The organism is Rhodanobacter soli, from assembly GCF_040548735.1.
Lineage (GTDB): Bacteria > Pseudomonadota > Gammaproteobacteria > Xanthomonadales > Rhodanobacteraceae > Rhodanobacter > Rhodanobacter soli_A.
This window is the reverse complement of record NZ_JBEPSD010000001.1, coordinates 736,267-751,052: the sequence shown is the minus strand read 5'-3', so window position 1 is coordinate 751,052 and position 14,786 is coordinate 736,267. Positions and strand designations below refer to the sequence as shown.

The window sequence follows — 14,786 nt, the reverse complement described above, 5'->3', positions numbered from 1 at the left end:
CATGCAAACCGCCATTTCCGTCACGGCATCGGCACCTGTCATCGGCATGCCGCGCCGCCGGGTGATCGGCGCCTATCTCGAAGAGGCGCGCAGCGAATGCCTGCGCTACATGCGCGCGCCCGGCTTCATGCTGCCGATCATGCTGTTCCCGGCCATGTTCTACTTGCTGTTCGGCGTGCTGATGGCGAAGTCCAACGGCGCCGAGGCGGCACGCTACCTGCTGGCCAGCTACGGCGTGTTCGGCGTGATGAGTCCGGGCCTGTTCGGCTTCGGCGTGTCGCTGGCGCTGGAGCGCGACGGCGGATTGCTGACGTTCAAGCGCGCCTTGCCGATGCCACCGGGCGCCTACCTGCTGGGCAAGATGCTGATGGCGATGGCGGCGGCCGGCGTGGTGATCCTGCTGCTGATGGCGATGGCATTGCTGCTGGGACATGTGACGCTGAACCCGCTCCAGGCCATCGCCTTGCTGCTCGCAGGCACGCTCGGCGTGCTGCCGTTCTGCGCGCTGGGCATGTTCGTCGGCACCCTGATCAAGGGGCAGGGTGCGCCCGGCATGCTGCAGTTGATCTACCTGCCGATGTCGTTCCTGTCCGGCCTGTGGATGCCGCTGCCGATGCTGCCGAAGTTCCTGCAGCAGATCGCGCCGGTGTGGCCGAGCTACCACCTGAACATGCTGGCGCTGGCGGCGGTGGGCATGAGCAAGGGCTCGCTGCTGGGCCATGCGCTGGTGCTCGTCGGTTTTGCCGCGGCGTTCCTGCTGATGGCGGCGCGGCGCCTGCGCCGGCACGGTTGAAGTAGCATGCCATGCAGACCCGATCCCCAGTGGTGAACCACGCCATGATCCCCGCTTTCATCGCCCGATGGTTCGTGCCGGCCCCCGATTCCGCGGTGGCTGACAACCTGCGCCGAGGCAAGTCGCCATGGTCGGACGGCGTGCACTTGCTGTGGTCGATGTGGATCTTCATCACGCCGCTGTTCGACCATGGCGTGCGTGGCTACACGCTGACGTGGCTGCTGTTCACGCTAGGCTCGTATCCGGTGTTCCTGCTGCTGTTTGCCAAGCTGCTGCTGGCTCCTCGGCGAGTTGCGTATCTCTACGCATGGGGCATGGCGGCACTGTGTTTCTGCCTGCTGCGCTGGTACCCCAGCGGCCTCAGCTACTTCGTGTACGCCTGCGTGATGCTGCGCCATTGCGAGACGCGGCGCATTCGCAGCTACGTGATCCAGGTATTGCTGATCAATGTCATCTATGTGGCGCTGGCCTGGTGGATCGGCTATCCGACGTCGCTGCTGGTGATCATGCCTGCCACGGTGTTCATCGTCTGCACCATCGTCACGGTCGAGCAGATCCACAAGGAAAAGGATGTCGCCCTCAGCCTTTCCCACGACGAAGTGCGTCGGCTTGCCGCCACCGCGGAGCGTGAGCGGATCGGGCGCGATCTGCACGATTTGCTCGGCCATACGTTGTCGCTGATCACGCTGAAGCTGGAACTGTCGCGCAAGCTGTTTGACCGCGACGTCGACGCGGCCAAACGCGAGGTGGAGGAGGCTGAGAAAGTTGCCCGCCACGCGCTGGCCGAGGTGCGTAGCGCGGTCACCGGTATCCGTGCCACCGATCTGGCGGCCGAGCTGGCGGCGGCGCGCCTGCTGCTGGAGTCCTCGCGCGTGCACCTGGAGTACGGCTCGCCGCCGCTCGATATGCCCGGCGAGATCGAGCGCGGCCTGTCGCTGGTGCTGCGCGAGGCGGTTACCAATATTGCCCGTCACGCCGATGCCAGCCGCGTGCAGATCGAACTGGTGCGCGAGCACGCCACCGTCTGCATGCAGATCAACGACAACGGTCGCGGCGGCATCACCGGCGACGGCAATGGCATGAGCGGGATGCGCGAGCGCGTGCGTGCCATGGGCGGCAGCCTGAGCGTCGAGTCACCGCGCGGAAACGGCACGCGTCTGCGGGTGGTCGTGCCGGTGCCGGTGTTGCGCCTGGTGGAGACTTCGCGGCATCCGCCGTCAGCCGCGTCGTCGGCACAGGCCACGCCCGGCTATCCTGCGGCTTGATCGGCGCGGTGCTGTCCTGCGCCAGCCTTCCTTTTTCGACGAGCAGGTGATGGCATGATTCGCGTATTGCTGGCCGAAGACCAGGCGATGGTGCGGGGGGCGCTCTCGGCCCTGCTCAAGCTTGAATTCGACATCGAGGTGCTCGGTTCGTCCGCGGACGGCGAAGCGGCGTGGCGGGACCTTCAAAGGCTCAAGCCCGATGTGTTGGTCACCGACATCGAGATGCCCGGCCTGACCGGGCTGGAGCTGGCGCAGCGCATCCAGCGCCAGGAACTGCCGATCAAGGTGGTCATCGTCACCACCTTCGCGCGTCCCGGTTTCCTGCGCCGCGCGCTGGATGCCGGTGTGTCCGGCTACCTGCTGAAGGATGCGCCCGCCGAGAACCTCGCCGAGGCCTTGCGCACGGTGCACCGCGGCGGCCGCGCGATCGATCCGCAGCTGGCGCTGGAGGCCTGGTCCGAAGCAGATCCGCTCAACGACCGCGAGCGCCAGGTGCTGCGCCTGGCCGGCGAAGGACAGTCGGCAGGTGATATTGCCGCGCAGTTGAATCTCTCGCACGGCACCGTGCGCAACTACCTGTCCGAGGCGATCGGCAAACTCGGCGTCGCCAATCGCATCGAGGCTTATCGACTGGCACGGCAGAAGGGCTGGCTGTAGGCCGCCGCGCAAGAACCGGCGCGCTGCGGGATAATGTCTCGTTTACTGGCGCCGGCCGAATACCACCTTGAAGAAATCCGATTTCGATTTTGACCTGCCGCCCGAGCTGATCGCGCAGGCCCCGCTGCCCGAGCGTTCGGCCAGCCGCATGCTGTTGCTCGACGTGGCGGCGCAGTCGCGCCAGGACCGCATGTTCCGCGAGCTGCCCGACTTCCTGCGCCCCGGCGACCTGCTGGTGTTCAACGACACCCGCGTGCTGCCGGCGCGGCTGTATGGGCGCAAGGATACCGGCGGCGCGGTGGAGATCCTGATCGAGCGGGTCACCGGCGCGCACGAGGCCACCGTGCAGCTGGGGGTCAGCAAGAAACCGAAGGAGGGCGGCCGGATCGAGCTGGCCGACGGCAGCCATGCGGTGGTGCTGGGCCGCGACGAAGGCTTCTTCCGGCTGCATTTCGAGGCGCCGGAGCCGCTGGAAAAATTGCTGCTGAAGCTGGGCGAGATGCCGTTGCCGCCGTACATCGAGCGGCACGCCGACGCCAGCGACATGGAGCGCTACCAGACGGTGTTCGCGCGCGAGTCCGGCGCGGTGGCGGCGCCCACCGCCGGGCTGCATTTTGACGAGGCGATCCTGGCCAAGCTGCGCGAGCGCGGCGTCGAGTTCGGCTACGTCACCCTGCATGTCGGCGCCGGCACGTTCCAGCCGGTGCGCGTGGACGACCTGAAGGATCACCACATGCACCGCGAATGGCTCAACGTCGGGGCGCACCTGATCGGGCAGATCCGCCGCACCCGTGCGAATGGCGGGCGCGTGATCGCGGTCGGTACCACCGTGGTGCGCGCGCTGGAAAGCGCCAGCAAGGACGGCGAGCTGCATCCGTTCGCCGGCGAGACGCAGATCTTCATCTTCCCCGGCTACCGCTTCAGCAGCATCGACGGCCTGCTCACCAACTTCCACCTGCCGCAGTCGACCCTGCTGATGCTGGTGTCCGCGCTGGCCGGGCGCGAGTTCGTCCTCGATACCTACCGCCACGCGGTCGAGCAGCGCTACCGCTTCTTCTCCTACGGGGACGCGATGCTGATCCTGCCGCGGGGCGTATGAGCGGCACACCGTCTGTGTAGGAGCCCACAGTGCGGGGCCTGGCCAAACCCGCGATAATGGCCGGATGACTTCCCTCCGATTCGACCTCCACGCCATCGATGGCGCCGCCCGCCGCGGCCGCCTCACCTTTGCCCGCGGCACGGTGGAGACGCCGGCGTTCATGCCGGTGGGCACCTACGGTTCGGTCAAGGCGATGACCCCGCGCGACGTCACCGACATCGGTGCCGAGATCATCCTGGGCAACACGTTCCACCTGTTCCTGCGGCCGGGGCTGGAGATCGTCGAGCAGTTCGGCGGGCTGCATCGGTTCATCGGCTGGGACAAGCCGATCCTCACCGATTCGGGCGGCTTCCAGGTGTTCTCGCTGGCGCACAAGCGCAAGATCACCGAGGAGGGCGTCACGTTTGCCTCGCCGGTGGACGGCTCGAAGGTGTTCCTGTCGCCGGAAGTGTCGATGCGGATCCAGAAGACGCTGGATTCGGACATCGCGATGATCTTCGACGAGTGCACGCCGTATCCGGCCACCGAGAAGGTGGCGTCGGATTCGATGGAACTGTCGCTGCGCTGGGCCGGACGCTCGCGCCAGGCCTTTGACGACCTGAAGAACCCGAACGCGCTGTTCGGCATCGTGCAGGGCAGCGTGTACGAGAACCTGCGCCGGCGTTCCGCGGCGGGCCTGGTGGACATCGGTTTCGACGGCTATGCGGTGGGCGGCCTTGCCGTGGGCGAGCCGGAGGCCGAGCGCAACCAAACGCTGGACTTCACCGTGTCGCTGCTGCCGGCCGACAAGCCGCGCTACCTGATGGGCGTGGGGCGGCCGGAAGATATCGTGGAAGCGGTGTGCCGCGGCATCGACATGTTCGACTGCGTGATGCCTACGCGCAACGCGCGCAACGGTTTCCTGTTCACCGCCGCGGGCACACTGCGCATCCGCAACGCGAAGTACGCCGCCGATACCGGGGTGATCGAGGAAGGTTGCGACTGCTATGCCTGCAGCCACGGGTTCAGCCGGGCCTACTTGCGCCACCTCGACCGCTGCAACGAGATCCTCGGCAGCCAGCTCGCCACCATGCACAACCTGCGCTACTACCAGCGGCTGATGGCCGGTCTGCGCCAGGCGATCGCCGGTGGCACGCTGGAGGCGTTCGTAGCGGAGTTCTACGCCCGCCGCCAGGGCGCCGTGATTTCGTAGGGGCACGAGCCCGCCGGGGTGGCCTTGCAACGGGCGTTGACCGCCCTCAGTAGTGGTCAGCCGGCTGGCTGCGGCGGTGCCAAGGGCACCGTGCACGGCCCGGGGGTGCATGGCATAATCGAGAATCTTTTATCAGGCGTTCAGCTGAAATCCCCGGCGGCGCCATAACTTGCGAGACAAACCATGAGTTTTCCGATCTCTCCCGTGATCGCCCAGGCCGCTGCTCCGCAGCCCGCCGGTGGCGGCATGTCCATGATCATCATGATGGTGGTGCTGTTCGGCCTGATGTATTTCATGATGATCCGCCCGCAGATGAAGCGGCAGAAGGAGCATCGCGCGCTGATCGCCGGCCTGGCCAAGGGCGACGAGGTGGTCACCAACGGCGGCATCGCCGGGCGTGTGGAAGAGGTGGGCGAGACGTTCATCACGGTCGAGATCGCGGCCAACGTGAAGGTCAAGGTGCAGAAGGGTGCGGTCCAGCAGGTATTGCCCAAGGGCTCGCTGAAGTCCGTCTGAGGACGGATCCGGGGCGCCGCACGGCAGCTTGCGGCGGTGCCCTCCCACGCGGCTATTTCCCGATTGTTGCTACCGCCGCGGCCTGCTGCCGCGGCTTTGATGGATGCAAGGCATGAGTGATTTTCCTCGCTGGAAGTACGCGCTGGTCGCGCTGGTGATGCTGTTCGGCATCATCTACGCGTTGCCGAATGCATTCCCGCCGGTGCCGGCTGTGCAGGTCACGGCCAACCGCGACGCGCCGCCGATCAACCAGGCGGTGCAGCAGAAGGTGGAGGCGGCGCTGACGGCGAAGAAGATCGCGGTCACCGACGTGTTCGTGGAAGGCGACCACCTGCTGGCGACGTTCGCCAACTCCGACGTGCAGAAGAGCGGCGCCGACGAGATCAAGGCGGCGCTGGGCGACGGCTACACCGTGGCGTTCAAACTGCAGTCCAACGTGCCGGGCTGGCTGGGTGCGATCGGCGCCCGCTCGATGCCGCTGGGCCTGGACCTGCAGGGCGGCGTGCACTTCCTGATGCAGGTCGACCAGAAAGATGCGATCGAGAAGCAGGAAAACAGCTACGCGGACGATATCCGTTCCCTGCTGCGGGACAAGAACATCCGCTATGAGTCGGTCACCCGCAGCGCGGCAAGCGGCCAGGGCATCGCGGTGATCCTGCGTTCGGACGCCGACCGCAAGACCGCGTCCGACGCGATCGCCAACGAGTACACCGACCTCAACGTGGCCGATGGCGCCAGCACCGGCGACCGGTTCGTGCTGAACGTGGTGATCAAGCCGGAGAAGCTGCGCGAGCTGTCGCGCAGCGCGATCACGCAGAACCTGGGCACGCTGCGCAATCGCATCAATGCGCTGGGCGTGTCCGAGCCGCTGATCCAGCAGCAGGGCGACAGCCGCATCGTGGTCGAACTGGCCGGCGTGCAGGACCCGACCGAGGCGAAGAAGCTGATCGGCGCGGTCGCCACCCTGCAGTACCGCCCCGGCATCGGCCAGCCCGGTGATGCGCGCGCGGTGGAAGCGGCGCGCACCGGCAACATCCCGCCGGACGCGAACCTGTACTACATGCGCGGCGACAACCGGCCCGTGCTGGTGAGCAAGCAGATCATCGTGACCGGCAACCAGCTGGTGGACGCCTCGTCGGGCATCGACCAGCAGAGCGGCACGCCGAAGGTCGACGTCACCTTGAATGCCGCCGGCGCCAAGAAGATGGGCGACTTCACCAACGCCAACGTCGGCAAGCCGATGGCGGTGCTGTACGTGGAGCAGGTCTACGAGACCAAGGTGATCGACGGCAAGGAAGTGCGCGTGCCCAAGGTCACCGAGACGGTGATCAACGACGCCACCATCCAGAGCCCCTTCAGCAAGCAGTTCCAGACCACCGGCCTGGGCAGCGCGAAGGAAGCCTCCGACCTGGCCCTGCTGCTCAAGGGTGGTGCGCTGGCCGCGCCGATGGATATCGTCGAGGAAGGCGTGATCGGCGCCAGCCTCGGCCAGGACAACATCGACAAGGGCTTCAAGGCGGTGCTGCTCGGCCTGACGCTGGTGCTGCTGGCGGCGGCGATCTACTACAAGCTGTTCGGCCTGGTCGCGGACATCGCGCTGTTCTTCAACCTGGTGATCCTGGTGGCGGTGATGTCGCTGATCGGCGTCACCCTGACCATGCCGGGCGTGGCCGGTATCGTGCTGACCCTGGGCATGGCGATCGACGCGAACGTGCTGATCTGCGAACGCGTGCGCGAGGAACTGCGCAACGGTTCGAGCCCGCATGCCTCGATCCGCGCCGGTTACGAGAAGGCCTGGTCGACCATTCTGGACGCCAACGTCACCCACCTGATCGCCGCCCTGGCGCTGACCACGATGGGTACCGGCGCGATCAAGGGCTTCGGCGTGACGCTGATGATCGGCATCCTGACCTCGCTGTTCACCTCGGTGACGCTGACCCATGCGTTCACCGCGGCGATCCACGGCCACCGCAAGCTCAAGACGCTGTCGGTCTAAGGAACCCCCATGGAAATTTTCAATCACGACAGCAACATCCACTTCCTGGGGATGCGCAAGTACAGCATTGCCATCGCCATCTTCCTGATGGTTGCTTCGATCGCGCTGATTGCGGTCAAGGGACTCAACTACGGGATGCAGTTCAACGGCGGTGTCTCGATGGTGGTCGACTACCAGCAGTCGGTGGACATCGCCGACGTGCGTGCTGCGTTGGACAAGGGCGGTCTCGACCATGCCATGGTGCAGAGCCTCGGCGGTACCCGTGAGGTGTCGATCCGCCTGCAGCCGAAGGACGACCCGGCGGCCACGGACGCCAGCGGCAAGTTCAATCTCGACCGCATTTCCGCCGACGTGATCAAGGTGCTGCAGGCGGCCCGCCCGGACGCCAAGTTGAAGAGCCGCGACTTTGTCACCGCGGAAGTGGGTGCGGAATTGCGCAGCGACGGCACCGTGGCCGCGGTCTTCGTGATCCTCGGCATCATGGCCTACCTGTGGATCCGCTTCGAGCGCCGCTTCGCGATCGCCGCGGTTTTCACCGAGGTGCATGACACGCTGGTGACGCTGGGCGTGCTGGCGCTGGTGCAGCGCGAGTTCGACATGACCGTGCTGGCTTCGGTGCTGGCGGTGATCGGCTACTCGATCAACGACAAGGTGGTGGTGTTCGACCGCATCCGCGAGCTGTTCCGGCTGGCGCGCAAGGCCGAGCCGGAGGAGATCCTCAACCGCTCGATCAACAACACCTTGTCGCGAACCATCATCACCTCGCTGTTCACCGGCATCACCATGGGCGCGCTGTACTTCTTCGGCGGTACCGCGGTGCACGGCTTCGCCATCACCATGCTGATCGGCATCGTGGTCGGTACGCTGTCCTCGATCTTCGTGGCCAGCCCGATCCTGCTGTGGCTGGGCGTGTCGAAGAAGGACCTGATGCCGGTCACCAAGGAAAACCCGGAACTGGCGCGGCGTCCGTAAGCGCACAGACTCTATCGAAACGTAGCGGCCCGGTTTGTACCGGGCCGTTTTTTATTCAGGCGATCCGCGCGCGCTATTCGCGCAGTTCCGCTTCCAGCTGTGCCAGCCGTTGCGGCGTACCCACGTCGGTCCAGGCACCGCGGTAGTGGCTGCCGCTGATCGCGTCATTCGCCATCGCCGCGCGCAACAGCGGCACGAGCCGGAAGCGGGGTGGCTGCATGTCCGTGCCGGCGACGTTGCCGATCACCTCGCGCCAACCCTGCAGCAACTCCTGCCGATACACGCCGATTCCGCTGAAGGTCAGCCGCGCATCGCCATCGTCGTGCACGGTGTCGTGCGTATCCAGCGCAAAATCGCCATGCGGGTGCTGCGGCGGATTGTCCACCAGCAGCAGGTGGGCAAGACCGGCGGGTTCGCTGTGTAAGGCGGCAAAATCGACGTCGCACCAGATGTCGCCGTTGACCGCGATGAACGGCGCGCTGCCCAGCAGCGGCAGCGCGTTCAGCATGCCGCCGCCGGTTTCCAGCGGCGTCGGGCCTTCGTAGGCATAGCGGATGCGCAGGCCCCAGCGTGAGCCGTCGCCGAGCGTGTCGGGAAACTGTTCCGCCAGGTGCGAGGTGTTGATCACCACGTAATGGACGCCGGCCGCGGCGAGTTTTTCCAGGTGCCACACGATCAGCGGCTTGCCGCCTACCGGCAGCAGCGGCTTGGGCGTGCGGTCGGTCAGCGGGCGCATGCGCTCGCCGAGGCCGGCGGCGAAGATCAGCGCGTGCCTCATGCGGCCACCTGCGTGAGGTCGCGGTCGGCCGCATGCCGTTCCAGCAACGCGGCGAAGTCGGCCAGTTCGGGGTAGCTGGCCGCCACCTCGATCACATAGCGATACACCTGCGGCACGTCCTTGAGGTAGCCCGGCTTGCCGTCGCGGTACCACAGCCGGTAGAACTGGCCGAGCACGCGCACGTGGCGGTGCAGGCCGGTGAGGTCGAACCAGCGCAGGAATCGCGGTGCGTCGACCTCGTCGCCGATCACGCCGGCTCGCCGCAGGCGCAGCCGGTAGGACTCCACCCAGCCTTCGACGCGCTCGCGCGGCCACGCGATGTAGGCGTCGCGCAGCAGCGAGGCGAGGTCGTAGGTGACCGGGCCGTGCAGCGCGCCCTGGAAATCCAGAATTCCCGGACTCGAGAGTCCGGGAGCGATCACCCCGGGATTGCGCGCATCCGTCACCAGCAGGTTGCGACTGTGGAAATCGCGGTGCACGAAGCGGCGTGGTTGCGCCAGCGCGTTGCGCACGATCACGTCGAAGGCGGCTTCCAGCACGTCCCATTCCCCACAACCCGGCGTGTGGCCGAGATGGCGCTCGAGGAACCATTCGGGCATCACTTCCAGTCCGCTCACCAGCATGGCGTGGTCGAACGGCGGCAGGTCGTCGCTGGCCACGCGCACCTGCATCGCGAGCAGCGCGTCCATCGCGTCGCCGTAGAGTTTGTCCGCGTTCGCATCGTTCAACTCGGCGAGATACAGCCGCGAACCGAGATCCTCGATCAGCAGGAAGCCCTGCTGCAGATCCTGCGCCTGCACGGCCGGCACGTGCAGTCCGGCGGCGGCCAGGCGTGCGCCGATCGCCAGCCACGGCCGCGGGTCTTCGCGCTCCGGCGGCGAATCCATCACGATCCAGCTTTGTCCGCCGTGCGTGGTGCGCCAGTAGCTGCGGAAGCTGGCGTCGGACGAGGCGGGTTCCAGGGTCAGGCCGGCGTCGTCCAGCACGTGGCGGGTCCAGGCGAGGCGGGCGGCGGCGCGGTCGGGAATCGGGGTCATGGCAACCATGGGCAGCGGGATGGCGCCAGCTTAGCGATCCGCCGGCGTCGTGACGAGGCGGTGGACACCACGGCATTGACCGCGCGGCGTCGAATCAGTACCATTTTAGTCCCGATTCAAGTGCCCAGCCCGAGCGCCCCATGCTCCGCGTCAGCCGACTGACCGATTACGCCACCGTGGTGATGACCTGCATCGCCGCGCACCCGACCGAGGTGCTCAGCACGGTGCAGATCGCCGACGAGGCGCGGCTGGAACTGCCCACGGTGAGCAAGCTGCTGAAAGCGCTCAGCCATGCCGCGCTGGTCGAGTCGTTCCGCGGCGTCAACGGCGGCTACCGGCTGGCCCGGCCGGCCAGCGAGATCTCGCTGGCCGAGATCGTCGAGGCGCTGGAAGGCCCGATCGGCATGACCGAGTGCAGCGTGGCCGAAGGCCAGTGCGATCGCGAGTCGCAGTGCGGCGTGCGCGGCAGCTGGCAACGGGTCAACAACGTGCTGGACAACGCACTGCGCGCGGTCAGCCTGGCCGACATGCTCAAGCCGCAGCCGCCGCGACCGTCGCGCAGGATCGCCGCGGTGGCCGTGAGCGACATCGCGATGCCGGCGAAAGCCCGCCGGGTGACTACCGAATGAACGAGATCATGAACAACGAAAGCAGCACCGCCGCCACGCTTCGTGACAACGCCGGCGTGGCCGAGGTTCTTGGCCGCAGCTACGCCGCCGGCTTCATCACCGAGATCGAGATGACCGGCCTGCCGCCGGGTCTGGACGAGGGCACCGTCCGCGCGATTTCGGCGATCAAGCACGAACCGGAGTGGATGACGGAATGGCGGCTGGAGGCATTTCGCCACTGGCTGACGATGCCGAAGCCGGATTGGGCCAAGCTCAACATCGACCCGATCGACTACCAGGCGATCAGCTACTACGCCGCGCCCAAGGTCGCGCCGAAGTCGCTGGACGAGGTGGATCCGGTACTGCTGGAAACCTACGAAAAACTGGGCATTCCGCTGCACGAGCGCGCCGCGCTGGCCGGCGTGGCGGTGGATGCGGTGTTCGACTCGGTTTCGGTCGGCACCACGTTCCGCAAGCAGCTGGCCGAGGCCGGCGTGCTGTTCTGCTCGATGAGCGAGGCGATCCGCGAATACCCGGACATCGTGCGCAAATACCTGGGCAGTGTGGTGCCGACCGGCGACAACTTCTTTGCTGCGTTGAACTCGGCGGTGTTCTCCGATGGCAGCTTCGTGTTCATTCCCAAGGGCGTGCGCTGCCCGATGGAGCTGAGCACCTATTTCCGCATCAACGCGCAGAACACCGGCCAGTTCGAGCGCACCCTGATCGTGGCCGAGGAAGGCGCGCACGTCTCCTACCTCGAAGGTTGCACCGCACCGAAGCGCGACGAGAACCAGCTGCACGCGGCGGTGGTCGAGCTGGTCGCGCTGGAGAAGGCGCAGATCAAGTATTCCACGGTGCAGAACTGGTACCCCGGCGACGAGAACGGCGTCGGCGGCATCTACAACTTCGTCACCAAGCGCGGCGATTGCCGCGGCGATGATTCCAAGATCAGCTGGACCCAAGTGGAAACCGGCTCGGCGATCACCTGGAAATACCCTAGCGTGGTGCTGCGCGGCGACCGCTCGGTGGGCGAGTTCTACTCGGTGGCGCTGACCCATCATTACCAGCAGGCTGATACCGGCACCAAGATGATCCACCTCGGCAAGTACACCAAGTCGAAGATCGTCTCCAAGGGCATCAGCGCCGGGCGCAGTTCCAACAGCTACCGCGGCCTGGTGAAGATGGAGAAGGGCGCCGAGGGCGCGCGCAACTACACCCAGTGCGACAGCCTGCTGATCGGCAAGAAGTGCGGCGCACACACCTTCCCGTACATGGAAGTGAAGAACCCCACCGCGATCGTCGAGCACGAGGCCACCACCTCGAAGATCTCCGACGACCAGATGTTCTACTGCCGCGCGCGCGGCATCCCGGAAGAGGACGCGGTGTCGATGATCGTCGACGGCTTCTGCAAGCAGGTCTTCCGCGAACTGCCGATGGAGTTCGCGGTGGAAGCGAAGAAGCTGCTTGAGGTATCGCTGGAAGGCGCCGTCGGCTGATGCTTTCCCTTCTCCCTCTGGGAGACAAATCGGCAGGATTGCCGATTTGCACGGCGCGAGCCGCCGAAGGTGAGGCACATGGATGTGCCGAATGAAGGTGCCCGAAGGGCGGATGAGGGTGCGGGCGGAGCGTGATATCGCGGCCTGACCCGAACCCTCACCCCAATCCCTCCCCCAACGGGAGAGGGGCTAAAAATCAGGAACAGAAATGCTGAAAATCGAAAACCTGCACGCCCGCGTCGAGGGCAAGGAAATCCTCAAGGGGCTCAGCCTCGAGGTGAACGCGGGCGAAGTGCACGCGATCATGGGGCCGAATGGCGCCGGCAAGTCGACGCTGGGCAACGTGCTCTCCGGTCGCGACGGTTACGAGGTAACCGCCGGCAGCGTGACCTACAACGGCATCGACCTGCTCGCGCTGGCGCCGGAGGAACGTGCCGCGGCCGGCGTGTTCCTGGCGTTCCAGTATCCGGTGGAGATTCCCGGCGTCAACAATACCTATTTCCTGCGTGCGGCCTTGAACGCGCAGCGCAAGGTTCGCGGCGAGAAAGAGCTGGACTCCATGCAGTTCCTCAAGCTGGTGCGCGAGAAACTGAAGGTGATGCAGATCTCCGACGAGCTGCTGCATCGTGCCGTCAACGAGGGTTTTTCCGGCGGCGAGAAGAAGCGCAACGAGATCTTCCAGATGGCCGTGTTGGAACCGCAGCTGGCGATCCTCGACGAGACCGATTCGGGTCTGGACATCGATGCGCTGAAGCAGGTGGCGCAGGGCGTCAACACGCTGCGCTCACCGCAGCGCGCGTTCCTGATGATCACCCACTACCAGCGCCTGCTCGATTACGTGGTGCCGGATTTCGTGCACGTGCTGGCCGATGGCCGCATCGTCGAGAGCGGCGACAAGTCGCTGGCGCTGAAGCTGGAAGAACACGGTTATGCCGGTATCGGCATGAGCCATCCGGCGGATCCGCGGCGGCCAGGAGCGGTGGCATGAGCCAGCCGGCATCCCTGCCGTTGGTTGCGTCGCTGCTCGACGCGCCGCTGCCGGCCAGCGGCGTCGCCTGGCTGGACGCGGCGCGGCGCGAGAATCGCGCGGCGTTCGCCGCCGGCGGCCTGCCCGATACGCGGGTCGAGGCGTGGAAGTACACCGCGTTGCGTGGACTCGGCCAGCGCAGCTTCGCCGGTGGCGATGCCGCCGCCGCAACGCGTGTCGTCGATGCGGCGACGTTCGCGTTGCCCGGCGTCGACGGGCCGCGGCTGGTCTTCGTCAACGGCGTGTTCCGCGCCGACCTGTCGGCGCCCGATGCGCTGCCCGACGGGCTTTTGCTGCAGCCGCTGTCGCAGGCGCTGCGCGGCGATGCGGAGCCGCTGCGTTTTGCGCTGTCGCGGCCGGCTCTGGTCGGACCTATCCGCGAGGCCGCCGATGCGTTCGTGCGGATCAACGCCGCCAGCGCCGGTGATGGCGTGGTGCTGCGGGTCGCTGCCCACGCGAAGATCAATGCACCGGTGCACCTCGTCTTCATCGGTGCTGCAGCCGAAACCGAACTGGCCTGGCATGCACGCAACCTGATCGAACTGGGCGAGGGTGCCTCGCTGAGCCTGGTCGAGCACTACGTGAGCAGCGGCGAGCAGGCCCAACTGGCCACCCTGGTCAGCGATATCGTGCTGCGCGATGGCGCGCAGCTTCATCTTGCCGTGCTGCAGAACGCCGCGCTCGGTGCGAACCTGATCCGCCGCAGCAGCCTGCGCCTGCACGCACGCGCACAGGCGCTGCTGCACGTGCTGGAACTGGGCGGCGCGCTGGTGCGGCATGACCTGCAGGCCGAGCTGGTCGGCGACGAGGCGCAGCTGCATACCCGTGGCGCGTTCATGCCGCACGGCCGCCAGCATGTCGATACCCAGCTGGCGATCCGCCACCAGGCGCTGAACACCACCTCCACGTCCAACTGGCGCGGCGTCGCCAACGACCGCGCGCGCGGGGTATTCCGCGGGGCGATCGTGGTGGCCCCCGGCGCCGACGGCAGCGACGCCAGCCTCAACAACAAGAACCTGCTGCTGTCGCCGACCGCCGAGATCGACACCAAGCCGGAACTCGAGATCTACGCCGACGAGGTGAAGGCCGCGCACGGTGCCACCGTGGGCCAGCTCGACGAACGCGCGCTGTTCTACCTGCGTTCGCGCGGCATCCCGTTGGCCGAGGCCCGCGCGCTGCTGACCGCCGCGTTTTGCCGCGCCGTGCTGGATGATCTGCCGAACAAGGAGCTGCGTGAGCATCTGTCGGCGTTGCTGATCGCGCAATTGCCCGCCTGATGCTTTTATCTCCTCCCCCTGCCTGCAGGGGGAGGTCGGGAGGGGGTAAGGCTTTTGACTTTCAAATCAAGAG

14 protein-coding genes are annotated in these 14,786 nt (G+C 66.4%); 12 read left to right on the top strand and 2 right to left on the bottom strand.

The genetic code is table 11. The annotated features are described in order from the left end of the window. The first annotated feature begins 1 nt into the window (after window position 1). The 8 genes from ABIE04_RS03530 to secF all read left to right on the top strand — a co-directional run bounded on the left by ABIE04_RS03530 (window position 2) and on the right by secF (window position 8,490). The gene (locus tag ABIE04_RS03530; protein ID WP_354547198.1) at window positions 2-793 is read left to right on the top strand and encodes an ABC transporter permease; all 792 of its coding nucleotides are present in this window, start codon (window positions 2-4) and stop codon (window positions 791-793) included. Between the two features lie 44 nt (window positions 794-837). Then, entirely contained in the window at window positions 838-2,058 is a 1,221-nt protein-coding gene (locus tag ABIE04_RS03525; protein ID WP_354547197.1) for a sensor histidine kinase, read from the top strand. 54 nt (window positions 2,059-2,112) lie between these two features. After that, window positions 2,113-2,715 carry a response regulator transcription factor gene (locus ABIE04_RS03520; protein WP_354547196.1) on the top strand — a complete coding sequence of 201 codons (603 nt, stop codon included), beginning with the start codon at window positions 2,113-2,115 and terminating at the stop codon, window positions 2,713-2,715. Window positions 2,716-2,782: 67 nt separating this feature from the next. After that, window positions 2,783-3,814 (top strand): tRNA preQ1(34) S-adenosylmethionine ribosyltransferase-isomerase QueA, encoded by a 1,032-nt coding sequence (queA, locus tag ABIE04_RS03515; RefSeq protein ID WP_354547195.1) that lies wholly within the window; start codon window positions 2,783-2,785, stop codon window positions 3,812-3,814. A 64-nt stretch (window positions 3,815-3,878) separates the two neighbouring features. Then, entirely contained in the window at window positions 3,879-5,006 is a 1,128-nt protein-coding gene (gene tgt, locus ABIE04_RS03510; protein WP_354547194.1) for a tRNA guanosine(34) transglycosylase Tgt, read from the top strand. Window positions 5,007-5,189: 183 nt separating this feature from the next. Continuing rightward, window positions 5,190-5,522, top strand: a complete 333-nt coding sequence (gene yajC / locus ABIE04_RS03505; RefSeq protein ID WP_214555384.1) for a preprotein translocase subunit YajC — start codon at window positions 5,190-5,192, stop codon at window positions 5,520-5,522. Between the two features lie 112 nt (window positions 5,523-5,634). Then, window positions 5,635-7,518 carry a protein translocase subunit SecD gene (gene secD / locus ABIE04_RS03500; protein ID WP_354547192.1) on the top strand — a complete coding sequence of 628 codons (1,884 nt, stop codon included), beginning with the start codon at window positions 5,635-5,637 and terminating at the stop codon, window positions 7,516-7,518. Between the two features lie 9 nt (window positions 7,519-7,527). Further along, entirely contained in the window at window positions 7,528-8,490 is a 963-nt protein-coding gene (gene secF / locus ABIE04_RS03495) for a protein translocase subunit SecF (RefSeq protein ID WP_354547191.1), read from the top strand. 73 nt (window positions 8,491-8,563) lie between these two features. Here the strand turns inward: secF and murU are convergent, their stop codons facing one another. Beyond that, entirely contained in the window at window positions 8,564-9,268 is a 705-nt protein-coding gene (murU, locus tag ABIE04_RS03490; RefSeq protein WP_354547190.1) for an N-acetylmuramate alpha-1-phosphate uridylyltransferase MurU, read from the bottom strand. Continuing rightward, on the bottom strand, window positions 9,265-10,305 hold the full coding sequence (locus ABIE04_RS03485; RefSeq protein WP_354547189.1) for an aminoglycoside phosphotransferase family protein: 1,041 nt from the start codon (window positions 10,303-10,305) through the stop codon (window positions 9,265-9,267). Before ABIE04_RS03485 ends, murU begins: the two co-directional genes overlap by 4 nt. Window positions 10,306-10,445: 140 nt before the next feature. Here ABIE04_RS03485 and ABIE04_RS03480 point away from each other — a divergent pair, with 140 nt between their 5' ends. The 4 genes from ABIE04_RS03480 to sufD all read left to right on the top strand — a co-directional run bounded on the left by ABIE04_RS03480 (window position 10,446) and on the right by sufD (window position 14,713). After that, window positions 10,446-10,934, top strand: a complete 489-nt coding sequence (locus ABIE04_RS03480) for an SUF system Fe-S cluster assembly regulator (protein WP_354547188.1) — start codon at window positions 10,446-10,448, stop codon at window positions 10,932-10,934. 8 nt (window positions 10,935-10,942) lie between these two features. Beyond that, the gene (gene sufB, locus ABIE04_RS03475) at window positions 10,943-12,409 is read left to right on the top strand and encodes a Fe-S cluster assembly protein SufB (RefSeq protein WP_354547186.1); all 1,467 of its coding nucleotides are present in this window, start codon (window positions 10,943-10,945) and stop codon (window positions 12,407-12,409) included. A 208-nt stretch (window positions 12,410-12,617) separates the two neighbouring features. Further along, window positions 12,618-13,397, top strand: coding sequence for a Fe-S cluster assembly ATPase SufC (gene sufC, locus ABIE04_RS03470; protein WP_354547185.1), 780 nt, complete (start codon window positions 12,618-12,620; stop codon window positions 13,395-13,397). After that, window positions 13,394-14,713, top strand: a complete 1,320-nt coding sequence (gene sufD, locus ABIE04_RS03465; RefSeq protein WP_354547183.1) for a Fe-S cluster assembly protein SufD — start codon at window positions 13,394-13,396, stop codon at window positions 14,711-14,713. Before sufC ends, sufD begins: the two co-directional genes overlap by 4 nt. The last annotated feature ends 73 nt before the right edge of the window (window positions 14,714-14,786 follow it).